The 23947-nt window shown below is 58.8% G+C and carries 26 protein-coding genes; 16 read left to right on the top strand and 10 right to left on the bottom strand.

The window, feature by feature from the left end; all coding sequences use genetic code 11:
- Nucleotides 1–117 precede the first annotated feature (117 nt).
- Nucleotides 118–1659, bottom strand: coding sequence for a glutamate--tRNA ligase (gltX, locus tag AB6729_RS16150; RefSeq protein WP_371082691.1), 1542 nt, complete (start codon nucleotides 1657–1659; stop codon nucleotides 118–120).
- 65 nt (nucleotides 1660–1724) lie between these two features.
- Between gltX and AB6729_RS16145 the strand changes: the two genes are divergently transcribed.
- Both AB6729_RS16145 and AB6729_RS16140 read left to right on the top strand, forming a co-directional pair.
- Complete coding sequence (locus AB6729_RS16145; protein WP_371082690.1) at nucleotides 1725–1982, top strand: type II toxin-antitoxin system Phd/YefM family antitoxin; 258 nt, start codon at nucleotides 1725–1727, stop codon at nucleotides 1980–1982.
- Nucleotides 1979–2350: a type II toxin-antitoxin system VapC family toxin gene (locus AB6729_RS16140; protein WP_371082689.1), complete on the top strand. Its 372-nt coding sequence runs from the start codon at nucleotides 1979–1981 to the stop codon at nucleotides 2348–2350. Before AB6729_RS16145 ends, AB6729_RS16140 begins: the two co-directional genes overlap by 4 nt.
- Before the next feature lie 7 nt (nucleotides 2351–2357).
- Here the strand turns inward: AB6729_RS16140 and AB6729_RS16135 are convergent, their stop codons facing one another.
- Nucleotides 2358–2720 (bottom strand): hypothetical protein, encoded by a 363-nt coding sequence (locus AB6729_RS16135; RefSeq protein ID WP_371082688.1) that lies wholly within the window; start codon nucleotides 2718–2720, stop codon nucleotides 2358–2360.
- Between the two features lie 68 nt (nucleotides 2721–2788).
- A complete protein-coding gene (ispF, locus tag AB6729_RS16130; protein ID WP_371082687.1) occupies nucleotides 2789–3409 on the bottom strand; it encodes a 2-C-methyl-D-erythritol 2,4-cyclodiphosphate synthase in 621 nt (206 codons plus the stop codon).
- Between the two features lie 135 nt (nucleotides 3410–3544).
- Between ispF and ispD the strand changes: the two genes are divergently transcribed.
- Nucleotides 3545–4249 carry a 2-C-methyl-D-erythritol 4-phosphate cytidylyltransferase gene (gene ispD / locus AB6729_RS16125; protein ID WP_371082686.1) on the top strand — a complete coding sequence of 235 codons (705 nt, stop codon included), beginning with the start codon at nucleotides 3545–3547 and terminating at the stop codon, nucleotides 4247–4249.
- Nucleotides 4250–4256: 7 nt separating this feature from the next.
- Here ispD and AB6729_RS16120 read toward each other — a convergent pair whose 3' ends face one another.
- Entirely contained in the window at nucleotides 4257–5159 is a 903-nt protein-coding gene (locus tag AB6729_RS16120) for a TIGR03435 family protein (RefSeq protein WP_371082685.1), read from the bottom strand.
- Between the two features lie 150 nt (nucleotides 5160–5309).
- Nucleotides 5310–6278 (bottom strand): alpha/beta hydrolase, encoded by a 969-nt coding sequence (locus tag AB6729_RS16115; protein ID WP_371082684.1) that lies wholly within the window; start codon nucleotides 6276–6278, stop codon nucleotides 5310–5312.
- A 203-nt stretch (nucleotides 6279–6481) separates the two neighbouring features.
- On the opposite strand from AB6729_RS16115, the gene AB6729_RS16110 reads away from it, so the two are divergent.
- From AB6729_RS16110 to AB6729_RS16095, 4 genes are all read left to right on the top strand, one after another.
- Entirely contained in the window at nucleotides 6482–6844 is a 363-nt protein-coding gene (locus AB6729_RS16110) for an ArsR/SmtB family transcription factor (protein ID WP_371082683.1), read from the top strand.
- A 15-nt stretch (nucleotides 6845–6859) separates the two neighbouring features.
- A complete protein-coding gene (locus AB6729_RS16105) occupies nucleotides 6860–7312 on the top strand; it encodes an SRPBCC domain-containing protein (RefSeq protein ID WP_371082682.1) in 453 nt (150 codons plus the stop codon).
- A gap of 123 nt (nucleotides 7313–7435) precedes the next feature.
- Nucleotides 7436–8188, top strand: a complete 753-nt coding sequence (locus AB6729_RS16100; protein ID WP_371082681.1) for a DUF899 family protein — start codon at nucleotides 7436–7438, stop codon at nucleotides 8186–8188.
- A gap of 203 nt (nucleotides 8189–8391) precedes the next feature.
- Nucleotides 8392–9432, top strand: coding sequence for an SGNH/GDSL hydrolase family protein (locus AB6729_RS16095; protein ID WP_371082680.1), 1041 nt, complete (start codon nucleotides 8392–8394; stop codon nucleotides 9430–9432).
- Between the two features lie 26 nt (nucleotides 9433–9458).
- Here AB6729_RS16095 and AB6729_RS16090 read toward each other — a convergent pair whose 3' ends face one another.
- The 3 genes from AB6729_RS16090 to AB6729_RS16080 all read right to left on the bottom strand — a co-directional run bounded on the left by AB6729_RS16090 (nucleotide 9459) and on the right by AB6729_RS16080 (nucleotide 11990).
- Nucleotides 9459–9914, bottom strand: a complete 456-nt coding sequence (locus tag AB6729_RS16090) for an N-acetyltransferase family protein (protein ID WP_371082679.1) — start codon at nucleotides 9912–9914, stop codon at nucleotides 9459–9461.
- Between the two features lie 345 nt (nucleotides 9915–10259).
- Nucleotides 10260–11432: a methionine adenosyltransferase gene (gene metK, locus AB6729_RS16085; protein WP_371082678.1), complete on the bottom strand. Its 1173-nt coding sequence runs from the start codon at nucleotides 11430–11432 to the stop codon at nucleotides 10260–10262.
- 96 nt (nucleotides 11433–11528) lie between these two features.
- Nucleotides 11529–11990: a helix-turn-helix domain-containing protein gene (locus AB6729_RS16080; protein ID WP_371082677.1), complete on the bottom strand. Its 462-nt coding sequence runs from the start codon at nucleotides 11988–11990 to the stop codon at nucleotides 11529–11531.
- Here AB6729_RS16080 and AB6729_RS16075 point away from each other — a divergent pair.
- From AB6729_RS16075 to ahcY, 3 genes are all read left to right on the top strand, one after another.
- A complete protein-coding gene (locus AB6729_RS16075; RefSeq protein ID WP_371082676.1) occupies nucleotides 11989–12201 on the top strand; it encodes a hypothetical protein in 213 nt (70 codons plus the stop codon). The genes AB6729_RS16080 and AB6729_RS16075 overlap by 2 nt on opposite strands.
- Before the next feature lie 11 nt (nucleotides 12202–12212).
- A complete protein-coding gene (locus AB6729_RS16070) occupies nucleotides 12213–13313 on the top strand; it encodes a cellulase family glycosylhydrolase (RefSeq protein WP_371082674.1) in 1101 nt (366 codons plus the stop codon).
- A 132-nt stretch (nucleotides 13314–13445) separates the two neighbouring features.
- Nucleotides 13446–14879 (top strand): adenosylhomocysteinase, encoded by a 1434-nt coding sequence (ahcY, locus tag AB6729_RS16065; RefSeq protein ID WP_371082673.1) that lies wholly within the window; start codon nucleotides 13446–13448, stop codon nucleotides 14877–14879.
- Nucleotides 14880–15092: 213 nt separating this feature from the next.
- Here ahcY and AB6729_RS16060 read toward each other — a convergent pair whose 3' ends face one another.
- Nucleotides 15093–15518, bottom strand: a complete 426-nt coding sequence (locus tag AB6729_RS16060; RefSeq protein WP_371082672.1) for a hypothetical protein — start codon at nucleotides 15516–15518, stop codon at nucleotides 15093–15095.
- A gap of 109 nt (nucleotides 15519–15627) precedes the next feature.
- Between AB6729_RS16060 and AB6729_RS16055 the strand changes: the two genes are divergently transcribed.
- Nucleotides 15628–15909, top strand: coding sequence for a hypothetical protein (locus AB6729_RS16055; protein ID WP_371082671.1), 282 nt, complete (start codon nucleotides 15628–15630; stop codon nucleotides 15907–15909).
- Between the two features lie 66 nt (nucleotides 15910–15975).
- Here AB6729_RS16055 and AB6729_RS16050 read toward each other — a convergent pair whose 3' ends face one another.
- Nucleotides 15976–16668, bottom strand: a complete 693-nt coding sequence (locus AB6729_RS16050; RefSeq protein WP_371082670.1) for a DsbA family protein — start codon at nucleotides 16666–16668, stop codon at nucleotides 15976–15978.
- Between the two features lie 484 nt (nucleotides 16669–17152).
- Here AB6729_RS16050 and AB6729_RS16045 point away from each other — a divergent pair, with 484 nt between their 5' ends.
- The 5 genes from AB6729_RS16045 (at nucleotide 17153) to pyk (ending at nucleotide 23856) form a co-directional block, all read left to right on the top strand.
- Nucleotides 17153–18682, top strand: coding sequence for a TolC family protein (locus AB6729_RS16045; protein ID WP_371082669.1), 1530 nt, complete (start codon nucleotides 17153–17155; stop codon nucleotides 18680–18682).
- A 68-nt stretch (nucleotides 18683–18750) separates the two neighbouring features.
- Nucleotides 18751–20100: an MFS transporter gene (locus AB6729_RS16040; RefSeq protein ID WP_371082668.1), complete on the top strand. Its 1350-nt coding sequence runs from the start codon at nucleotides 18751–18753 to the stop codon at nucleotides 20098–20100.
- Nucleotides 20101–20178: 78 nt separating this feature from the next.
- Entirely contained in the window at nucleotides 20179–20952 is a 774-nt protein-coding gene (locus AB6729_RS16035; protein ID WP_371082667.1) for a hypothetical protein, read from the top strand.
- 271 nt (nucleotides 20953–21223) lie between these two features.
- Nucleotides 21224–22201: a YihY/virulence factor BrkB family protein gene (locus AB6729_RS16030; protein WP_371082666.1), complete on the top strand. Its 978-nt coding sequence runs from the start codon at nucleotides 21224–21226 to the stop codon at nucleotides 22199–22201.
- A 188-nt stretch (nucleotides 22202–22389) separates the two neighbouring features.
- Entirely contained in the window at nucleotides 22390–23856 is a 1467-nt protein-coding gene (pyk, locus tag AB6729_RS16025; RefSeq protein ID WP_371082665.1) for a pyruvate kinase, read from the top strand.
- The last annotated feature ends 91 nt before the right edge of the window (nucleotides 23857–23947 follow it).

Below are 23947 nucleotides of genomic sequence, written 5' to 3'. Positions count from 1 at the left end.
GGGCTGCTTTCGCTTTCCCCCTACGTTGGAGTAAGGGGAAAGGAATGCAGGTCCTTCGGCTTCGCACTTCGTGCTTCGCTCAGGATGACGACGTGTTGTGGTGACCGGCTTCAGCATTTACTTTCCGCGGTTGGCCAGCGCTGCGGCCTTCTTCTGTGCTTCCATGAAGCGGCGGAAACGATCCAGAGACCGCGCTTTGCCGAAGACGACCAGCGATTCCAACAGCGGCGGCGATGCGGTGCTGCCAGTGAGGATGGCGCGGAGGAGCATGAAGCCTTCCTTGACGCTCCACTCCTTTGCGGTAAGAACTCCGCGGACGGAGGCGTCGATGGCTTCGGTAGTCCAGTCGCTGGTTTCGAGTGCGGCGAGCAGGTCCGTGGCGAAGGTGAGTGTCTCTTCCAGCGTGCGCTTCTTGGGAACGAAGAGTTCCGGTGTGGGCAGGATGTTGTCCGCGAAGAAGAAGCCGGTCATGTCGCCGAACTGGCCGAGCGTTTCAATGCGCGTCTGCACCAGCGGCGCGATGGCCTTGATGTAGTCGTCGGAAAGGATGGTCTGGCGCAGTGCGGTGAAGAACTCGTCTGACGACAGCTTGCGGAGGTATTCGCCGTTCATCCACTTGAGCTTGACCAGATCGAAGACCGGGCCTCCGAGCGAGATGCGCTGGAAGTCGAACTTCTCCTTCATGTCCTCAATCGAGAAGATGTCGGAGAGCTTCATGTCGAGGCCCTTGCTGACGATCTCCTGCTCGGTGGGCTGAGCCATGCCGCCGCCCATCAGGCCGAGGTAGTTCAGCAGAGCGTTCGGCAGGAAGCCAGCCTGACGATAGTAGATGAGCGAGACGGGGTTCTTGCGCTTGCTGATCTTGCTCTTGTCGATGTTGCGCAGCAGGGGCATGTGCCAGAAGCGCGGCAGCTCCCAGCCGAAGGCCTGGTAGAGCAACACGTGCTTGGGCGTGGAGCTGATCCACTCTTCGGCGCGGATGACGTCGGTGATGCCCATCAGGTGGTCGTCGACGACGTTGGCGAGGTGGTAGGTGGGGTAGCCGTCTGACTTGAGCAGCACCTGGTCGTCCACGTTGTGGTGGTCAAAGGTGATGTCGCCGCGGAGTTCGTCGCGGAAGGTGGTTGACGAGATGCCAGGGCCCTTTTCGCCGTTGGGCACGCGCAGGCGTACGGTGTAGGGCTTGCCTGCTGCGATTGCAGCTTCGGCCTGTTCCGCGGTGTAGTAGCGGCTGGGGCCGTTGTACTTGGGCGCAGTCTTGGCGGCCATCTGGGCCTTGCGCTCTTCTTCCAGCGCTTCCGGCGTTTCGAAGGCGCGGTAGGCGTGACCGCTGTCGATGAGCTTCTGGCAGTATTCGCGGTAGATTTCGGTGCGTTCGCTCTGGCGATAGGGGCCGACGGGGCCGCCGACATCTGGGCCCTCGTCCCACTGGAGGCCGACCCAACGCAGGGAGTCGAAGATCATCTGCTCGCTGGTGGAGACGAAGCGGGTGCGGTCGGTGTCCTCAATGCGGAGGATGAATTTGCCGCCACGCTGCTGAGCGAAGACGTAGTTGAGCAGGCCGATGTAGGCCGTGCCGACGTGCGGGTCACCCGTGGGTGACGGTGCGATACGGACGCGAACGGGCGCCGTCGCCTTATTGATAAATTCGGAAGTCATGCCACCGTTGATTCTACCGTTTCGGTGAGGTTGACCAAGTTGACCAACAGGGTTAGTCTGGCGGCATGGCGGCTTACAACATCTACGAGGCGAAGACGAAGTTTTCCGCGCTGGTGGAGAAGGCGAGCCACGGAGAAGAAGTGGTTATCTCCAGAGCCGGGAAGCCACTGCTGAAACTGGTTCCGATTGATGAACCGAAGATGGGAAAAAAGCCACGCAGGCCTGCACCCGGTTTCGCAAAGGGCGACTTCAAAGACCTGATCGAAGAACTTGACAAGCCTTGGCCAGAAGACGTTCAGCGCGCCCTTGGAATGATCGATTGAACCTTCTTCTGGATAGCCACATCCTGCTTTGGTATGCAGATGCTGATCTGCGCCTTACTGAAACTGCTATATCGTCCATCCAAGACGCGCGAGAGCTTTATTTCAGCGCTGCCGGCATTTGGGAGCTGTCACTCAAAATGCATGGAGGCAAATTGCCACAGCGAGATGTTCAGGCCCTGGCACTGCATCTCGGTTGTACGCTTCTATCGATTGCTCCTGAACACGCTGCTGCCGTAGTTGAACTGCCGCGTTTGCATAACGATCCCTTTGACCATCTGTTGCTGGCACAGGCCAGGATGGAAGGTCTGACGCTGGTGACGCATGACCGCATTCTGAGTGAATACGGCGTGCCTGTTCTGTTGGTCTAAACGAAACTCAGGCCTTAGGGTCGGGGTCGGATGGTGGCGGTACGTACGGCGGCGGCGGTGGTGGAGCGGCGTAGGCCGTGGGCGGTACATAGCCGGGCTGCGGCGGGTACGGCGGCGGATACGGTGGGTATTCCGGGCCAGCCGGGATCACGTTCCAGCGGGAGAAGCCCAGCACATACAGCATGATGACGTTCACCAGCGGCAGGATCATCAGCAGTGAAAGCGCGGGTGTCATGCCTGCTTTTTTGAAGATCTGCCAGAAGGGCACGATGATGATTGCCCAGACAATGAACATGCCAAAGAAAATGAAGGGAATCATCGCCATCATCGTGGCGTGAATCTGTGCTGGATCGGGCGGCGTGTGCTGCATGCGCGTTTTGCCTCCGGGTGTTGGCTGAAAGCGTACACCCGGAGGCCGGATTTTTAGCAGGAATAAATCTAAGTCAGATCGTCGGTGTCGAAGGTGGGTTTGCGGCCCAGGCGTGCCATGTTGTGCGGCTCTTCTTCGCCCATGAGCGTGCGGACCACGACGTCGACTTCGGTGGGGTCGTCGATTTCTGCTACCAGCTTTTTTGGCTCTTCTAATCCGGGGATGGATTCCAGTAGCACTGTGACGTGGGAGACGGCGGTGCCTTCCTGCGGCAGGCCTTCTGGTGTCTTGGCCTTGATGCTGACGTCGCGTTCAGAGATGTGCAGCAGCTCGGCTACGCGGGCGCGCATTTCGCCTGCAATGGGCACCAGCTTGGGGCGCATCATGATGAGCACGCAGTCGAGATTGACGATGCGGTAGCCAGCGGTGGCAATCTCTTCCAGCGCGGTTTCGAGGAAGATGGTGGAGTCGGCGTTCTTCCAGCGCATGTCGCTGGGCGGGAAAAAGGTGCCGATGTCGCCTGCGGAGACGGCTCCGAGCAGGGCGTCGGTGATGGCGTGGAGGAGCAGGTCGCCGTCCGAATGGCCTGCGAGACCTTCGGGATGATCGATCTTCATGCCGCCGATCACCAGCGGTACGCCCGGCTTGAACGCGTGCGAATCAAAGCCGTACCCAATCCTCATGCCCATCGTGCTGCCTGCTTTCTTTTTTGCCGCGGTGTGGTCACGCAGCGGGAGACTTGTCGCTTTCCAGCATAAACGGCATTGCCTTTGAGAATACGCGCCGATGCGCAATGCGGCGCAACCCGATATACTTCACTCCCTATGGTTGTTCACGCAATTCTTCCGGCAGCGGGGTTGGGCACGCGCATGGCTGTGCCCGGTGTCAGCGCCAAGCAGTTTCTTTCACTCGGCGGTGTGCCGATCCTGATCCACAGTGTTCGCGCGTTTGTGGATAAGGCGAATGTCACCACGGTGACGCTGGCAGTGCGGGCCACGGAGATGGATCACGTTCGCGCGCAGCTTGTGCAATATGGGCTTGGCGATAAGGTACGCGTGGTGACCGGAGGCGAGACACGGCAGGAGTCGGTCGCTGCTGCGCTGCGGTCACTGGATGCCGGTGACGACGACATTGTGCTGGTGCATGACGCAGTGCGTCCGTTGATTGAGCCTGCGGTGATTGAACGCACCATTGAGGCGATTGCAAAGCATGGCGCGGCGATTGTAGGTGTGGGTGCGATTGACACCATCAAGCTGGTGGAACGCACTGCGGATGGCGCCATCATCACCGGCACCGTGCCGCGCGAACGTGTGGTGCAGGCGCAGACGCCGCAGGGCGCTCGCTTTGCTGATCTGTGGCGTGCGTTTGATGAGGCTGAAGCGGATAGCTTCTCGGGGACCGATGAAGCAAGTCTGCTGGAGCGCGCGGGCATCACGGTTGCCGTGGTGCAGGGTTCGTCGACGAACCTGAAGATCACGCAGCCGGGCGATCTGGAGCTGGCGGAGTTTTATCTGAAGGCTCGGGGATAAGTTCTCATTAGTTCGGCGTCGGATGCTCAATGTGGTCGAGGATCACGAAATCGATTGATGCCTTGTCGGCAATGAGCTTCAGTCCCAGTTGTGATCGGACGGCTGCAACAAAGCGTGGGCCACTGGCATCGGCAGGCTCTTCGGATCCCGGCGGAGGGTCTGGCAAGAAATCCAGAACAAAATCATATTTACCGGCGAGGCCAGTTCTGTCCACGACGGGATGCCCAAGATTGCCGACGCCAGTGAAGGAACTAAGGATTTGGGACATAGCGAGATCGCCACCCCCAATGCGCCGGTGGTGCGCTTGTAGCGTCTTGATTGCATTGACAAAACGGCCACAAACGAGCGGAAATCCCTGGGGATCAAAGGACGGAGTGAAGCGCTTCGTGTCCTCATTATCTCCCCCTTCCCGTTGGCACGGAGTATCTATGGGATGCGGACGCAGTTGAATTCCGAGCTTTCCCGGATGGTCCAGTTCCGCAGCATACACGCGCGTCTCTCGTGATTCCGTATGCGCGTAAAGATGAAAACGCTCCTTCAAAAGTGACTGCATCATCTGGCGCATCTCGTCCTTAGTGACACTCTTGCGATCCGTGCGCGCTTCTATGTTGTAGAACTCCGAGTTAACCCAGGGAGGTGCAGAGTCGATCAACGCCTGCCGATTGTTGTTCGTGATTTTGTAGGCAAAGATCAGATATGAGATAAGCGGCAGATTCGTCGCGGAGAAAACGCCGCCCGTGTTGTAATACGCATCGTCGGAGCCAATGGGAAAGTTCATGCGCGGCTTGTCTGCTCCCTGGCCGTTCTCCCCTGCAAGATTCCGACGGACGGATGCAACGTCGAATGCTAAGGTATCGCCCTGCGCCTGTTCTGGAAACTCAGCGCGAAAGATGGGAAGTGCAACCGGCATTCCAGAAAGGGAGCGTGTAACGCACACGAAAGCTATGAAAGCAAGACATGCTCCCGGAATGACACTTCCTCGCAGATGCATATGTTCCCCCTATAGAAAGCGTGTCCAGTGTATCCAAAGCAAACTCTCACGAGAGACTTGCTTTGGAGGTTACTGATTCAACATGCCGATGGTGTGCAGCCATATCTCCACGAGATGTGGCCAGCTGGTGACGGGATACTTCGTTGGGCGGAGGCCGAAGGCGTGGGCGCCTTCGGCGTAGGAGTGGAACTCCACCGGGACCTTTGCTTTGATCAGCGCGGCTTCGTAGCTGAGCGCGTCCCAGATGCTGTCTACGTTGTCGTTCTCGTTCTGGAGAAGGAAGGTGGGCGGCGTCTGCGCGGTGATGTGGCTTGCGATATCGGGGTTCAGTTCGAGCGTGCCGCGTTTGAAGCCCAGGTGTCCGGGGTACAGAGCAACGGCAAAGTCGGGGCGGCAGCTTTGGTCGTCTGCGGCGTCCACGCGCGGGTAGATGCGCTTGTCAAAGTGAACGCTCATTGCTGCAACCATGTGGCCGCCTGCTGAGAAGCCAAGTACGCCGATTTTGTGTGGGTTGATCTTCCATTCGGCAGCGTGTTGACGGACGAGCCCCATGGTTCGCTGCGCGTCTTCCAGTGCCATGGGAGATTCGGGATAGGCTCCCCAATAGGGGTGTGAACGTGGCGCTGGCACGCGGTACTTCAGCACGATACAGGTGATGCCGCGTGCAGTGAGCCAGTCGCAGACCTCGGTACCTTCGAGGTCGATGGCGAGTTCCATAAAGCCGCCACCCGGAAACACGACCACTGCAACGCCAGTGTTGTTGCCTTTAGGCGAGTAGATCGTCATGGTGGGGCGGGAGACGTTCTCGATGCCGGTCGATGGCTTGCCCGCAATGAAGTGCTTCGGATCGGAGGTAACCTCCATGTGTTCCGGGCCTTTGGCGGGGCGTGCATCCGGGATATTGCCGGGCCAGATAGGAATCTGCATGTGCCCCGGCGATGGTTGCCAGGTGGTGGCCTGTGCCATGAGCGTGGGCAGGCATCCGAAGAAGACGAAGAGGCAAAGGAGCAACAGACGCGCGGGACGCAGACGGCTCATGGGTAGACCTGATGTGTGGAGTAGTGCGGCAGCGGGAAGCGCGCGGCGGCACGAGCACAGGCTACGCCTGCAGCCTGTGCATCAACACCTGAGGTAGCTGTGTAGTTAACGCTACGGCTTGAGTTTCGTTGGATGAAAAGCTGCCCAAAATATTTCGGGTAAGGTGACTTGAAGATATTCCCATATAGGAATATATTTTCGCCATGACACGAAGATCGCATTCCGCGGATGTCTTCAGCGCCATCGCCGAGCCGCGGCGGAGGGAAGTTGTCGCGGTTCTCGCGGATGGCCAGGAGTATGCCGTCAATGAGATTGTGCTTCGCATGAAGATGGCCCAACCTGCCGTCTCCAAGCATCTGAACGCCCTACGCAAGGCCGGGGTGGTGACGGTGGTCAAACGCGGCCAACATCGCATCTATCGCCTGGACGCGCGGGCTCTTAAACCGGTGCATGACTGGGTGAAGGGCTTCGAACGTTACTGGACGCATCAGGTGGATCAGATCAAGCAGCGTGCCGAGCAAAAGGCGCTGGAAAGATTGATTCGTCTGGACAAAGACACGAAGTAAACCCAAGGGGGAGCAATGGCAGCCACAGTTATGGAAGGCGTTTTGCATGCCTTCGAAGTTGTTAAGGAAGAGCGGATCGCGGCTCCGGCTGAGATCGTCTTCGAAACTATTCTGGAGCAGATGGGACCGCTTAATTCCACTCCGGAAAAGCCGATGCCGATGGTATTGGAAGCATGGCCCGGAGGACGCTGGTATCGCGATCTGGGCAATGATTCCGGCCACTTCTGGGGTCATGTGCAGGCCATCAGAGCTCCCGTGTTGCTGGAAATCTCGGGTCCTTTGTTTATGTCCGATCCTGCTGTTTCGAATCTGCAGTATCGGCTGACAGAAGAAGATGGCGAAACCGTTATGCGCTTTCGTCATCGTGCGATGGGCTGGGTGGGTGAGCAGGAGCGTGCCGTGGATTCCGGTTGGAGCCAATTGATCGGACGGATCCGTGCGGCGGCTGCGGAACGGGCAGGGAAATAGTCATGTGCCCCTTTTGCATTTCGACTGCGGTATGGATTGCGGCGGGTGCTGTATCAGCGGGAGGGGTTTCCGCTTTTGCCGTAAAGGTTTGGAACTCAAAGACGCACAAACAGGAGGTGAACAATGACGACGAATGAGCAGATTGCGCAGATGAAGAAGCCATCCGTGGTTTCCGCCGAGGAGTGGCAGAACGCATGGCAGGAGATGCTGGTGAAAGAGAAGGAACTTACTCGCGCGCGCGACGCGCTGGCAGCGGCACGTCGACGGATGCCCTGGTTTGCAGTGGAGAAGGAGTATGTCTTTGATGGGCCGCAGGGCAAGGCTTCGCTGCTGGACCTATTCGATGGACGGCGGCAGCTTGTGCTGTATCGCGCCTTTTACGACTCGAACGTTTACGGGTGGCCGGAGCACGCCTGCGTTGGTTGTTCGATGTGCGCAGACCAGGTTTCGCACCTGTCACATCTTCATGCGCGCGACACAACGTTGGTTTATGCATCGCGTGGATCGCAGGAAAACATCGCTACTCTGAAGCAGCGTATGGGATGGGATGCGATTCCCTGGTACACCATCACAGATGATTTCGATAAAGATTTCGGTGTGGACGAGTGGCATGGGCACAACGTGTTCTTCCGCGACGAACACGATAAGGTCTTCCGCACATACTGGGTGAATAGTCGCGGCGATGAAGCGATGGGAAGTGTGTGGAGCTATCTTGACGTGACTCCGCTAGGACGGCAGGAACGCTGGGAAGATTCGCCTGAGGGCTATCCGCAAACGGAACCGTATAAGTGGTGGCGTTGGCACGATGCATATGGCAAAGAAGATGCGAAGTGGTCAAACGTTGTCGACAACGCGACGGTGCTTCTCAACCTTTAAGAGTTACAGTGAGCAACATCGTTTCTTCTTAGTCAGGTAACTCGATTCATCTGGGGCCAGATGGGAGTGAGGCGATTCCTCTTCTCCCTGGCCTGCGAAGTTACGTCGGCGGAAATAATTTTCCGTGTTGTGCTTCTTTTTTGTTTTCCGCTTACGCCTCTCTGATAGAAAGCGTCTGTGCAAATACAGACAGGAGAGCGGGAATGGCTACGAGACACAGTAAGAAATCAGTAGCAGGGAAGAAAGCCTCGAAGCACGCGACATCTCGCGGGAAAGCTCCTGTCATCGAGGCCAGCTCCCCGGAGCTATTGTCGCTTGCGAGGAAGAATGCAAAGCAGGTGCTGGCGCGCCGCAAGGTTTCTCGTGCTTCCCGAGAGGCGGCGCTTGCGAAGCATGCCGCCCCATTTACCGTTCATACGGAAGTCACCAGCATGAGTCTTGTTGCGGCAGCAGACCCTGTTGCAACGGTAAAGAGTTCTTCAACGGCCGGATATCTGTTAGCAGTGGGCGACTCGTGGTTTGACTATCCAATCCACGATGTTCTGACCAAGCTGGACGATTTATTTGGTTACAACATCGAATCGGCGGCGCACAAAGGTGATCCCATTGAAGCGATGGTGTCGCACGTGGGTCAGTTGGATAAGTTCAGCCGCTGCCTGGATAAGATAGTTGCCCTGGGCGCGATGCCGAAGGCGATCCTGGTGTCGGGCGGTGGCGATGACATTGCCGGCGAAGAATTCGGCATGTTGATTAATGACAAAGACCTTCCCATTGCGGGGTGGAATGAACAGGTCCTGGCGGGAGTGATCGACACGCGCATCGCAGCGGCCTACCGGCTGATGATCAGTTCCATCAAGCAATATTGCCAGATGGATTTAGGCCGCACCTTCCCGATTCTGGTGCATGGTTATGACTATCCGGTGCCGGACGGACGAGGCTTTCTGGGCGGCTGGGGCCCTTTGCCGGGGCCGTGGTTAAAGCCCGGATTCGATGAGAAGCTGTTCCTTAATCTTCCGGAAACGACGGCGATGATGGTCGTAGCGATAGATCGCTTCAACGCCATGTTGCAGAGGCTGGTGCAGGAGCCGGAGTTTGCAGGTGTCCATTATGTCGACTTACGCGGGACGCTTTCGAACAAACCAGCGAACTATAAGTCCTTGTGGGCAAATGAACTGCATCCTAGCGGCGATGGATTTGCCGCGGTCGCGCAGAAATTTCAGGCAGTGCTGGCGACCCTTCCCTGAAGTAATTTCGTGGCGGCTCTGAGGTATCAGAGCTTGAGCATCATCTCGTTCGTTTGAGCAAAATTGGCTTTCTCGTAGATAGGTTTGCCGAAGGGTGAGGCGTGCAGCGTGATGACCTTGTAGCCGCGTTCGCGGCATAGGTCGATGCTGGCCTGCAGGATGCGCTTCGCGTAACCTTTGCCGCGCGCTTCCTCTGCTGTGTAGAAGTTCAGCAGGTAGGGGCGGCCCGGTTCGGTGTGGAGATAGTGCGGTGGAAAGTCCATGAAGAAGATGCCGCCGCTGGCCATCACTTTGCCATCTTCTTCGAGGAGCAGACCCACGTAGCGTCCATCGGCGAGCCGTTCGTGCACCCACGGCAGGAAGTTTGCGTCCATGGCGGCTAGCTGCTCTTCCGTGGCGAACTCATTGGCAATGAACATGGCATGGCGATGCTCGCCGATGAGTGTTGCGTCGTCGATGGTGGCGTGGCGGAGGGTTGGCATTGTTTTCTTTCCTTCGGCATTGCAGTGGTGTGAGAAGAAAGCAGGTCCTTCGGCTTCGTTCAGGATGACGGTCTTCGACCGTATGAGCTTCGCTGGTCGTGCTTTCGCACGATGGGAGCGGCTTTGCCGCTCGGCCCAGGTTAGCTTCGCGAACCTGGGGCACCCGGTTTTTGTGGTCGGAAGGGTTCGATAGTTTCGCTACTGCGAGAGTTCGTCGGGATTCTTCGCTTCGCTCAGGATGACGGCTCATGTGAATCGAGTGAGGGAAAGAGGAAGGGCGGCCTGTGGGCCGCCCTTCTTAGCTTGGTGGGCGGCTTTGCTGCCGCCCGATTGGGTGACAGCGGTTTAGCGGGCTGCTCCTGCGAGTTGCTCTGCACCGGCTTTGAGGGCTGCGGCCTTGTCGGTCTTCTCCCAGGTGAAGCCTTCGCCCGTGCGGCCGAAGTGGCCGTACGCTGCGGTGGCCTGGAACTTGGGCTTGCGCAGGTCGAGGGTTTCGATGATTGCCTTCGGCGTGAGCGAGAAGTTCTCGCGGACGAGCTTGGTGATTTCGCCTTCGGAGATTTTGCCGGTGCCGAAGGTGTCAACGAGGACGCTGACCGGCTCGGCCACGCCGATGGCGTAGGCAAGCTGGACTTCTGCGCGGTCTGCGAGGCCGGCTGCGACGATGTTCTTGGCGATGTAGCGCGCCATGTACGCAGCGGAACGGTCAACCTTGGTGCTGTCCTTGCCGGAGAAGGCACCGCCGCCGTGACGGCCCATGCCACCGTAGGTGTCCACGATGATCTTGCGGCCGGTGAGGCCGGAGTCGCCCATGGGGCCACCGACGACGAAGCGGCCGGTCGGGTTGATGTGGTACTTGGTGTCGGCATCGAGAAGCTCTGCGGGCAGGACGGCTTGGATCACGTGCTCCAGGATGTCTGCGCGAAGCTGTTCCGTGGTGACGGCTTCGTCATGCTGCGAGGAGATGACGACGGCGTCGATGCGGACGGGCTTGTGGTTCGCGTCGTATTCGACGGTGACCTGGCTCTTGCCGTCGGGGCGGAGGTAAGCGAGCTTGCCGTTCTTGCGCACTTCCGTGAGGCGCGCAGCGAGCTTGTGCGCCAGCGAGATGGGGGTGGGCATCAGCTCCGGGGTCTCGTTGGTGGCATAGCCGAACATCATGCCCTGATCGCCCGCGCCACCCGTGTCCACGCCCATGGCGATGTCCGGCGACTGCGAGTTGATGGAGGAGATGACGGCGCAGGTGTTGCTATCAAAACCGTACTCAGAGTGGGTGTAGCCAATGCCTGCAACCGTCTCGCGGACCAGCTTCTGGAAGTCAACGTAGGCCTTGGTGGTGATTTCGCCAGCAACTACGACGAGGCCGGTGCAGGTGAGGGTCTCGCAGGCAACGCGGCTATAGGGGTCCTGTGCCAGGCAGGCATCGAGGATGGCGTCGGAGATCTGGTCGGCAATCTTGTCGGGATGGCCTTCGGTGACGGACTCAGAAGTAAAGAGGAAACGATCGCGTGTGGACAAAAACTGCTCCTTGAGGCGCTTGCAGCGAGTAATGGATATTCGATCCATTTTAACGCGTCATGGATGCAGAAAAGGCTGTTTCAGAAAGGAATCGGTCTAATGCGTCCTGTAAATGGACGGAACCCATGTCTTTTCGGGCAGATGCACGATACCACGATGCACCAGGACCCACAGGACACCGGCGGCAAGGCCAAAGACGATGAGCAGCATTGCCACCACGCCGAGCCAGCGCAGACGGCGGGCTGGAGCGTCGGTGATGCGGCTGCGATGGACGGCTTCGGCGAGTTCGCGCCAGTCATCTTCGCGTCCTTCTGCGTCAAGACCTCTGGCGCGCATGGCGTCCTGGAAGCGACGCACGGTTTCGTCTATATCGAGCCCGCAGAAATTGGCGTAGGAACGGACGATGCCGCGATTGAAGACGCCACCGGGCAGGTCAGTGTAGCGGTCTCCCTCAAGCGCCTGAAGATGGCGCAGGGAAACACGCGTGGAAACCGAGACTTCGTCCAGCGAGATGCCGCGGGCTTCTCGCTGCTCCCTGAGTTCCTGACCGAATGGCATGCGTTCCGATGCTCGTAAATGTGCTCTGGCAGAGTTTGCGACGCTGACGCTACGCCGTCATGCTACATGCAAGTGGTTAAAAACCAAAGATACCGGCAAAGAAAAAGACTATTGCCGAACCCGAAACGGAACGGTTGATATTGCCAGCGGTGGCAAAACAGGTTGCGGTATAAGGGGTGGCCAGGAAATTTCTGCTTGGAGAATGCTGTGAAAACTTGCCGTTTGTCTTTCGTTGTTCTGGTTGCCGTATTTGTTTCGGTGATCACGTTGCGCGCCCAGGAGCGCTGGTCCGCCGAGAAGGCAAAGGACTGGTATGCGAAGCAGCCGTGGCTGGTGGGTGCGAACTACGTTCCGTCGGACGCTATCAATCAGTTTGAGATGTTTCAGGCGGCTACGTGGAACCCGGCGCTGAACGACAAAGAGCTGGGATGGGCCGAAGGGATTGGCATGAACACCATGCGCGTGTTCCTGCATGACCAGTTGTGGGCGCAGGATCCTGAAGGATTCAAGAAGAGGCTGAATGAGTTCCTGGCGATCTGCGCGAAACATCACATCAAGCCCATGCTGGTGTTGTTTGATTCTGTGTGGGACCCGGAGCCGAAGCTGGGGCCGCAGCATCCTCCGATTCCCGGCGTGCACAACTCAGGTTGGGTGCAGAGCCCGGGGCGCAAGGGGCTGACCGATCCTGCGTATGAGTCGAAGCTGGAAGCGTATGTGAAGGGTGTGGTCGGTGCGTTCGCGAAGGATGATCGCATCCTGGCATGGGACATCTGGAACGAGCCGGATAACGACACGCCTCAGTATGGTGTGATTGCCAACAAGACCGCACGTATCGACTACTACTTGCCGAAGGCATTTGCGTGGGCGCGCAGCACGCATCCTGTGCAGCCGTTGACCAGCGGTGTATGGCATGACGAGTGGAGCGATCCGAAGAAGTTGAAGTCGACGGTGAAGATTCAGATTGAAGAGTCCGACGTGATCAGCTTCCACAACTATGGATGGCCTGAGGAGTTTGAGGCGAAGATCAAGGAACTGCAACAGTATGGGCGACCCATCATCTGCACGGAATACATGGCGCGTGGTGCAGGCAGCACGTTTGATAACAGCCTGCCCGTTGCGAAGCAGTATCACGTAGGCGCTATCAACTGGGGTCTTGTCGATGGCAAGACGCAGACGCGCTATCCGTGGGATTCATGGAAGAAGCCTTATGTGATGGATCAGCCGGTGCTTTGGTTCCATGATGTGTTTCATGCGGATGGCACGCCGTATCGACAGCATGAGGCGGATCTGATCCGTCAGTTAACCGGGCGCGGATTGCAGTAAAGAGCAAGCACGAACGCCGCGACCGCAGCCCCTTCTGCAACGGTCGCGGCGGTTGTTCTTTACAGAGCCTGCGGGGCATGCAGTGTTAATCTTGACGGTAACGCATCATCTTTTCACGAGGTTTCACGACGCATGGCCACAGCCGTAATCGCACCCGAAGAAGTTCTCCCGTACAAGGTCGCTGACTTATCTCTCGCTTCATGGGGACGTAAGGAAATCGACATTGCTGAGCAGGAGATGCCCGGCCTGATGAGCATCCGCGCGAAGTATGCCGCAGGCAAGCCGCTGGCGGGTGTGCGTGTGACCGGTTCGCTGCACATGACGATCCAGACGGCTGTGCTGATCGAGACGTTGAAAGACCTTGGTGCCGATGTTCGCTGGGCAAGCTGCAATATCTTCTCCACGCAGGACCATGCGGCTGCTGCCATTGCCGAGACGGGCACGCCCGTTTTCGCATGGAAGGGCGAGACGCTGGAAGAATACTGGTGGTGCACGTACCAGGCACTGACGTTCCCCGGCGGTCTGGGACCGCAGCTTGTGGTGGATGACGGCGGCGATGTGACGCTGCTGATCCACAAGGGCGTTGAGCTGGAGAATGGAGATCGCAGCTTTGTGGATGGTAAGGCCGGAAGCGAAGAAGAGGCTGTGATCCAGAAGCTGTTGCTGAAGGTGCTTGCAGAAGATCCGCAGCACTGGCACAAGCTGGCGAAGGAGTGGCGCGGAGTTTCGGAAGAGACGACGACCGGTGTGCATCGCCTGTACGAGATGATGCGCAAGGGTACGCTGCTGGTGCCGGCCATCAACGTGAACGACTCCGTGACGAAGAGCAAGTTCGACAACCTGTATGGCTGCCGCGAATCGCTGGCCGACGGCATCAAGCGTGCCACGGATGTGATGATGGGTGGCAAGGTTGCGGTCGTCTGCGGTTATGGCGATGTGGGCAAGGGTTCGGCGCATTCGCTGCGTGGCATGGGCGCTCGCGTGGTGGTTACGGAGATCGATCCCATCAATGCTCTGCAGGCTGCGATGGAAGGTTTCGAAGTTGCCACGCTGGAAGACACGCTGGGCCGCGGCGATATCTATGTCACCTGCACCGGCAACCTGGACATCATCACGCTGGAGCACATGCAGCAGATGAAGGACCAGGCCATCGTCTGCAACATTGGCCACTTCGATAATGAAATCCAGATGGAGCGCCTGAACAACTCTGACGCGGTCAAACTGGAGATCAAGCCGCAGGTGCATAAGTACACGTTTGCGAATGGCAATGCGATCTTCATCCTTGCGGAAGGCCGACTGGTGAACCTGGGCTGCGCCACGGGCCATCCTTCGTTCGTAATGTCGAACAGCTTCAGCAACCAGACGCTGGCGCAGCTTGACCTGTGGAAGAACAAGGACACCTACAAGGTGGGTGTGTATGTTCTGCCGAAACAGCTGGATGAGGAAGTGGCGCGTCTGCATCTGGAGAAGATTGGCGTGAAGCTGACGACACTTTCGCAGAAGCAGGCAGACTACCTTGGCGTGAAGGTGGAAGGCCCTTATAAGGCCGAGACTTACCGCTACTAGTTAAGTTGGTTTCCTTTTCAGAAGGCGCGGCTTCGGTCGCGCCTTCTGCGTTTTCGTGTCATGAATACGGCGCATTCAGGCGCAGGGCGGCGCGGCAAGGCAGGATGCCTCGCGTGGAGTGGACGCATCCTAGCCTGCCGTGAGGTGAACTGCCATGCGCCTAAGCATTGCGTTGTTCGTTTCCAGTTTTCTTGTGGCCGGGGCCGGCATGGCTCAGACGACCATGACGCCGCCTACTTCCGCAACTCCTTCGCAACCGGTTTCGCCAGCAACCCCACCCAATGGCACTAGCAGTCCGAGTCCGGGTTCGCCGGCTTTGCCAGCGGTTCCGGGCACATTGCCGGAACAGCCTGTGCCGGCGCCGATGGCACCGAGCCCATCGCAGTCCACGCCTTCGACCGCGCCGGGCCGGTCGCCCACGCCAAGCCTGTCACCTACTCCTGGCATGGCGCCGACGCCTTCAACGCCTTCAACGCCGTCAACGCCGTCAACGCCGCCATCGGGCGCTTCGGTATCAGGAACAACACAGACCACACCGTCTGGTAGCTCTACCCAAACGCGTACCAGCGGACGGACCGGGCGAACGGGGACTAATTCCTCCACATCCACTACGACGACCACACCCGCAACCCCTGGCACGATTCCGAGCTCGCAGCCCGGCGCGCCGGGATCGAACGTTGCGCCTCATTAGCTCATAAACGTGAGAGGCATCCTTTTTCTTTCTTCATCATTCAGGAGGTGAAACCGAATGAAGCACACAACGATGACCACCGCGCTGCTGGCACTTACGCTGACGTTTGCGGGCAGTCTGGCGGCACAGCAGACGAATGAACAGGCTCGTCAGGATGCAGCGGCGCAGGCAAATACGGACCAGCATGCGTCGAAGCAGCAGAAGAAGGCAGCCAAGGCGCAGGAAAAGGCCGACCAGAAGCGCGAGAAGGCACTGAATACCGGCGAAGCCAAGGATGCGGCCAAAGCGCAGGACAAGGCGGATAGCCAGGCGGTGAAGGCGGGCGAAAATCCTCGATAAGGTCGTTTCATGGAAATGAAAAGCCCACCCGTGAAGGGTGGGCTTTTCTGTTGCTTCCGGAAGAGGTTACTTCTTGTGTGTTGCGGTGTTGGCGACGGCGGGTGCGCCCTGTGTCTGGTGGAGCGCGCCTTCCACCATGGCGAAGATGCGGTTGGGATCGTTCGATCCGCTTTCGCTGCCGGAGACGATCTGCCACTTGTTCGCTGTGGCCACCACAATGGTGGGGGTACGAGTGACGTTCAGCTTCAGGCCCAGGTTGTAGTCTGCCTGCACTTCGGCGGCGAATTTGGGATCCATCGAAAAGGGCATGGCCTGGCCGTGCTGCTGCATCCAGCGACGGGTGAAGTTCTGCAGGTCGTCCTTGCTGTTCAGGGCGGGCTGCTGCTGGAAGACGTCGTCGCGGTACTTGTTCGCCAGTTCCGGGCTGACGCGGTCCTGCAGGTAGCGGGCAAAGATAGCGGCGTCCTTGCTCCAGACGTGCATCTGGAGGGGGAAGTCATAACGGATCAGCGGCACGTGATACTGCGCGGCAGCGCGCTCCACAATGGGGTTGGCGGTGCGGCAGGCAGGGCATTCCAGGTCGAAGAATTCGATAATCGCCACCTTGTGACCGGCGGGTGGCTTCAGCATGGAGGTGTCACGGAAGGTGGAAGGGTCGGGCGTTCCGGCGAACTGCGCGTGGGCAGCAGGCACGGCGGCAAGGCCGATGGAAAGCAGGGAAGCGGCCAGGGTACGGCGGATCGAACTGCGATGGAGCATGGGTGTCGGGTCTCCGGGCGCGGGCTCGCGGGCCACACATGCGCCATGTTCTGCATTCTATGACGTATGGCCCGGTAGAAAGTCGCCGGCACTAGAGCCAGTTATACCTTTTGTGTGAGCTTCCGTTGCGGGTGGAGCGTGTTCCGGCGCGGCGGAGGACGCAGACATTGGTAATTCCAAGGCAAGGACGACAACAAAGCCGGAGCGCGCTCCACTCGCAACCCTCCGGGCTGGGCCGGCGTTTCCGATCCCGGCGTCACTCCTCGCTAAGATACACCCGGTATCCCGCGCAACTCGCTCCTTGGCCTCGAAAACGCCGAATCCCAGCGGAAGCACTCACAAAAGGCATAACTGGCTCTAAGTAGCGCACGATAAACTTTCCGCAACCGCCGGGCGGTTCCGGGAATCGAATGAAATGTCTGCCCCTTCCGGGGCCAAGAGTCAGAAAGCCTTGAGCCAAAGCGTTTCTTCCAAAAGATTGCCGATGTGGGCCGCCGTGGTACTGGCGGCGCCGATGGTTGCCTCCGCGCAAACCCAACCGGTTGCGCCTGTACAGGAGCCCGCTATCCAGACTGCGGTCGCGCCGCAGAAGCAGCCACCCGTAGCCGATGCAATGAACCTGCCGGAGGCTCCCGCACCGCAGGCTGTGTCGCAACCGGTGCAGGCGGCCCTGGATGCGGCCAGGCCGCAGGACCTGGGGCATGGTGTGACGACGCCGGTTTCCACTGGTCAGCCACTGTCGCTGTCGCTGGATGATGCCGTGCGGATTGCCCTGGAACATAATCTGACGATTTCGGTTGACCTGCAGAATCAGCGACAGATCAGTGGATTGCAGAAGACGGCGTTCAGCGCGCTGATTCCGACAATGACCGCTGTTGCCAAGACGAATACACAGCAAGTGAACCTGGCGGCGATGGGCTTCAAGCCCAGCTCACTGGGTGCGTTGCTGCCTCCGGGAACGACATTCGACACGATCGTGAAATATGACACGACCGGTGCACAGTTGAATGTGTCACAGCAGTTGTTCAATCTGCCTGCATACGAGGTGTACAAGGCCTCGAAGTCCGTAGGTGACGTGGCGAAGTGGCAGCTCTACCTGGACCGCGGTGACGTGGTGAATAAGGTGGCCTCACAGTACATCCTGGTGCTATCAGACGTGGCTTCCATTGAGAATGCGAAGTCGCAGGTGGCCAGCGATCTGGAGCTGGAGCGGCAGTCGCAGGCACGCAAGGATGCTGGTACGGGAACCAATCTGGACCTGATCCGCGCACGCGTGGAGCGGCAGACTCGGCAACAGGAACTGATTGCCGATGAAGCGACATTCGCGAAAGACAAGATTCAGTTGAACCGGTTGATGGGGCTGGCAGCGGACCAGCCGCTGGTGCTGACCGATGCGGTTCCGTATCACGAACTGGAAGCTCTGCCGCTGGAAACTGCGAATCAGGTGGCGCTGAAGCGTCGCAAGGACCTGCTGTCGTTGCAGGCGCAGATGAAGACCGCCGAGTTGCAGCGCAAGGCTGTGAAGTATGAACGTCTGCCTGCGGTAACACTGGGCGGCTTCTATGGTGTTCTGGGCCAGACGCGCGGTTTGTATCACGGTGTGTTCTCCGCGCAGGGTGGTATCAACTTCCCCATCTTTGAGGAAGCACGGATTCGCGGCGATCGCGAAGTGGCCGATGCGCGGCTGGTTCATCTGCGTAAGGAAGTGGACAGCCTGAAGGCTTACATTGAGGCGCAGATCCGTTCGGCGTTGCTGGATGTGAACACGTCTGACGAGTTGGTGAAGGACGCTACGAGCAATGTGGACCTGGCTGCGGAAGCGCTGGACGAAACGCGGCAGCGTTATCGCGCGGGCATTGATGACAACCTGCCCGTTGTGCGCGCGCAGGCTACGCTGGCCAATGCACAGGCACAGCTTGTGAGTGCGCTGTACCAGTTCAATACGGCGAAGCTGCAACTGGCACGCAACACAGGTGTGGTGGAGTCGCAGTACAACTCTTACCTGGGCGACTAAAGTTTCTGTACTCTGCTAACGGCAGATGCAATGGGTACGTCCTTGCTATGTCACCATAGAAGACAGGGATGCCCGACTCCGCCTATTCCAGTGAAGTGCATCACGGCAAACGCCCGTTAGATTCGGAAGGCAAGGAAGGTGCGGCGTTCTCGTCGCGCAACTTTCGCCGTTATCAACTGGCGCGCATGCTGGCGATCATGGGTGCGGAGGCGCAGTCTGTCGCCGTTGCATGGCAGATTTATCAACTGACACACAATGCATTTCTGCTGGGCTGCACTGGCCTGGCGTTGTTTCTGCCTGGCATCTTCTTTGTTCTGCCAGCGGGCCATGCTGCGGATCGGTATGACCGTCAGCGCATTATTGTTTCCTGTTATGCCATGCAGGCTATATGTACTGCGGTTTTGCTGTACATGTCGCTGGTGGGTGTGCGGCATGTTCTGTACATCTACGTGATGCTGTTCTTCATTGGTGCAGGGCGCGCGTTCAGCGGGCCTGCTTCCGCAGCCATTCAGCCGCAGCTTGTACCCAGGGGTGCGTTTGTGAACGCGATGACGTGGGGCTCGGCGATCTTTCAGATTGCGAACATCAGCGGACCTGCGGTGGGTGGGTTGCTGTTCACCTTTCAATTCTCTGGTGCGATGGCGAAGTGGACCGGCGCTCCGATTGTGTATGCGCTGACGATATTGACCATGCTGACGTTTGTGGTGCTGGTGAGTACGCTGCGGCCACGCAAAGAGCAGACGGAGAGCCGCGCCATGTCGTTGCAGACGATGATGGAAGGCGCGCGGTATGTGCGGAAGGCAAAACTGCTGCTGGGATCGATCTCGCTGGATATGTTCGCCGTGCTGCTGGGCGGCGCGGTGTCTCTGATGCCGATCTTTGCGCAGGACATTCTTCATGCGGGGCCTCGTGGACTGGGTATCCTGCGTGCCGCACCGGCGCTGGGTGCGTTGTGTACTTCCATCACACTTTCGTTACGACCAATACGGCATAGCGCGGGCAAGCTGATGCTGGTGGCGGTGGGTGTGTTCGGCGTGGCCACGGTGGTGTTCGGGTTGTCGAAGTCGCTGCCATTGTCGCTGGCGGCGTTGTTTGTGCTGGGGGCCAGTGACAATATCTCAGTCATTGTGCGGCAGACGGTTCTGCAGCTTGGAACGCCGCCCGCGATGCGTGGCCGCGTGTCGGCCATTAACTGGCTGTTTCTGGGCGCTTCGAATGAGTTTGGAGAGTTTGAAAGTGGCTTGACGGCGCAGTGGTTTGGCGCGGTGCGCGCCGTGGTGTTTGGCGGCATCGGGTCGGTGATGGTGACGGTGCTGTGGAGCATCTTCTTTCCCACGCTGCGGAATGTGAATACGCTGAATGCGGAAGAGTTGTTGGAGGCAAACGCCGCTTACGCTGTGAGCGAGCCGGTGGATTAGTTTTCGCAGGGAACAGTTTTGTGTCGCTCAGGGTAGGTCGTGCTTCGGGTTCTGCGGTAATCTGCTTGCGATATGGGCATGTTCGATACTCCTGCTGCTAACGGTTCCGGGAATGATGTTCCTGAGAGCAAAGGGCCTTCCCTTAAGAAATTGATTCTGTGGTTCACCTTGCTGCTGGTGGTGGTGACTGCGGTGCGGGTGTACCTGATCTGGCGCACGCGGCATGAGGCTGCGAAGCCCGTTGCAGCCGTGGAAGAGAGCTACACCGCAGATGAGATGGTATTGCCGCGGCGGTTGCACCAGAGCGATCTGAAAGACGCGCGTGAGTTGAATGGCAAGCGCGTGTGGGTGTGGGCTGCGGGTCAGATGAATGCCTATCCCGCAACGACTGCGCGCATGGACTACGCGCGTCCCGGGCCGCTGCTACTGGGCGCGGAGCCATTGGACGTGGTGAATTTCATTGAGCAGAAGGCGCCTGCGTCGGTGTATAGCCGCGTTCCCAAGGGCGATGCCCAGGTGGTCATGCTATTCCACCGCAAGGATGATCCCTCGAAGTTATGGGGCGTTCCGGTGGGCGATCGTGAGGGCAAGTTTTATAACTTCTTCCTCGACGAATGCTTCTTCTATGACGATCCGCATGTGTTGTACAAGCACTGGAAGCCCGAGGTGTGGAAGGCGGTTGACGAACACCGCGTAGAGAAGGGCATGAACGAGTTGCAGACCGATCTGGCGCTGGGGCAGGTGAGCAAGCCCGGGCCGGGGCAGGTGGGCGACCGCACCGTGTTGTTTGATAACGATGGCAAGCCGGTAAGTGTGACGTTTGTGAAGAACAAGGCGGTCAGCATCAATTAGCGGTGCTTTGGCTTGCGTGCAAATCGTAGCGGCTTGAAGGAAAGCAGGTCCTTCGACTTCACTTCGTTTCGCTCAGGATGACGCGCTTTCGCGCGATGAGCCTCGGTGTATGAACTTCGCTGGATGGCGCACTTTCGCTCCAGGAGTTGTGTGACGCTTTTGTTTGTATGAGCTTAGCTTGCACCGTCGCTGTGTGGGGCGCATCCTTATTCAAGCACGACGCGATTGCTTGTGAAGGAGATAGGGACTGGAGCCCGCAGATCCAATCGAAGTGGACCAGACGACGCGACGTACGAATCGCGCCGCAGAGGCCGTGCTGCAACACGCGCGCTCGGCGCATCGTCATGCAATGGAGATGGGCGTAGGCCTGGGCAGTGAAGGCCTGCGCTTCACGGATAAGGTGCGGCTGGCCTATTGGAATGCCTTTCAGCATGACTGCCTGAACACGGCCAAGGCGACGGCGTATTCCGCGATCTTTGCCATCTTTCCCATGATTGCGGTGCTGGCCGCGATGATTGCGCTGGTCCCGTACACAGGGCCGTTGCGTTCGCAGATTGAAGTGTTTGCCATCCGCGTTCTGCCGGAGAGTGTGTGGCCGCTGTTTTCCGGGTTCTTTAACACCACGCATAGCAAGCCGCAGTCCGCAACGGTTCTGCTGGCGGCGACCTTTGTGAGCATTGGCGGTGCGGCGGGCGTGCTAGCCACGTTGATGGAAGGATTTCGCCGTGCGTATGGTCTGACGGAGGCCTGCTGGGGCGGCGGGTGGCGCGGATTGCTGCGGCGGCAGTTGCAGTCGTATCTGATGGTGCCGATTGCAGCGGTGCCGATGGCGGTGGCAAGCCTGCTGGTGATCTTCGGGCATTACGGTTTGCTGGGATTGATGCGGTACTCGCCCACGGGGTGGGATTCAGGGCTGTACTGGACGGCGAACGCTGTTCGCTGGGTAGCTTCGTTGGGCGCTACGGCTGCCGTGCTGGCGGTGATTTATCGCTTTGGGATTCCGATACGCCCAAGCTGGCGCGAGGTTATGCCGGGAGCGGCGTTTGCCACGGCAACATGGTTCGTCTCTACCGTGGCGTTTGGTTTTTATGTCACGCGGTTCACACACTATTCCAAGGTGTATGGACCGCTGGGAACGGGCGTAGTGCTGCTGGTGTGGCTCTTTCTGACGTCGTTGACGGTGCTGTGTGGTGCGGAGTTGAATGCCGAACTGGCACGGGACGCAGGGCCGGCGGTGTTTGATATTTGAGTCGGCGGATGAATTTTTAAACAGCGCGGTGGCTGCACCCGGGAGTGAGCGATATTCGCCCCGGTTTGCCGGAATCCGCATAGTTACCGATAATGCGAGAGGCCCCATGTACAGATTGTTTCCCTTTCTTCGGGAGGAAAACTTAAGCTGTGCCGACGGGAATTTTCACACGTCCGGTCTGGAGAACGATGAGCGAAGGTAATTTTCTGCTGGGCGGCACAGGCCGCAGCGCCAAGATTGTAGGAACGCTGGGACCGGCTTCGTCTTCACCGGAGGTCTTCCGGCAACTGGTGCGCGCGGGCCTGGATGTGGCGCGTTTGAACTTTTCGCATGGCTCGCATGAACAGAAGGCGGAACTGATCCGCATGGTGCGCGAGGTCAGCGAGAGCGAAGGTAAGCCGATCTGCCTGCTGGCCGACCTGCAGGGGCCGAAGATTCGTACGGGCAAGCTGGTAGACGGCAAACCGGTGCTGCTGGAAGCCGGGAAGCAGCTCATCATTACGCCGCATGAGATGAAGGGAACCGCCGAGAAGGTGAGCACCGTGTTCCCGACGCTGGCGGAGAACCTGGGACCGGGCGATACGATCCTGCTGTCCGACGGCCTGATTGAGCTGCGTGTGGCGCGTGTCGATGGTCTGGATGTGGTCTGTGACATCGTCAACGGCGGCTACCTGGGTGAGAACAAGGGCATCAACCTGCCGGGCATCCCGGTGAAGGTGCCTGCGCTGACGGAGAAGGACGAGGAAGATCTCGAATTCATCGCGAAGCAGGGCGTGCATGCGCTGGCGTTGTCGTTTGTGCGTACGGCGGAGGACATCCGTTACACGCGCCGCCGCATGAAGGAACTGAACTTCGACGCGTGGATTGTGGCGAAGCTGGAAAAGCCGCAGGCGATTGAGAACCTGGAAGAGATTCTGGAAGAGACGGATGCGCTGATGGTGGCGCGAGGCGATCTGGGCGTGGAAGTGCCACCGGAGAAAGTGCCTGCGATTCAGAAGCACATCATCCGCCGCGCGCTGGCGTATCGCAAGCCGGTGATCACGGCAACCCAGATGCTGGAGAGCATGATCGACAATCCGCGTCCGACACGCGCGGAAGCCAGCGACGTGGCCAACGCCGTGTATGACGGTACGGATGCAGTGATGCTTTCCGCAGAGTCCGCGGCAGGTAAGTATCCTGTGCAGTCCGTGGCTATGATGGCAAAGATCATTGTGGAGACAGAGGCGCAGATGGTGCTGGATCCTGCGACGGCTCCGCAGCTTCCCATGCATGCGAAGGGCGCGAAGTTGAGTGTGGCCGAGACGATCTGCGAGAGCATGGCGCACTCTGCAGAGGACCTGGATCTGAAGGCGATTGCCGTCTTCACGGAGTCGGGAACTTCCGCGCGTTTGCTATCGAAGTACCGCCCGAATGTACAGATCTATGCGCTGTCCACGGAGACGGATGTCATTGGCAAGTGCATGATGCTGTGGGGCGTGTATCCGCTGCAGGTGGACCGCTTTGGCGGTGGCGATCTGCAGGTGGAGATGGCCGTGGAGAAACTGCGTGGCCTGGGGCTGGCGGCACCGCGCGAGGTGCTGGGCATTGTGGGTGGAACAGCCAGCCGCATCGGTGGCACGAACTTCATGAAGCTGCATGAGATTCCGGACGCTTAGGATTTTAGGGAACAGGGAACAGGGAACAGGGAACAGGGAACAGGGAACAGGGAACAGGGAACAGGGAACAGGGAACAGGGAACAGGGAACA

Origin of the sequence: Terriglobus sp. RCC_193 (assembly GCF_041355105.1) — a bacterium.
Taxonomy (GTDB): Bacteria; Acidobacteriota; Terriglobia; order Terriglobales; family Acidobacteriaceae; genus Terriglobus.
Note: the sequence above shows the minus strand (reverse complement) of the source record. Positions and strands in the feature narration are given on the sequence as shown.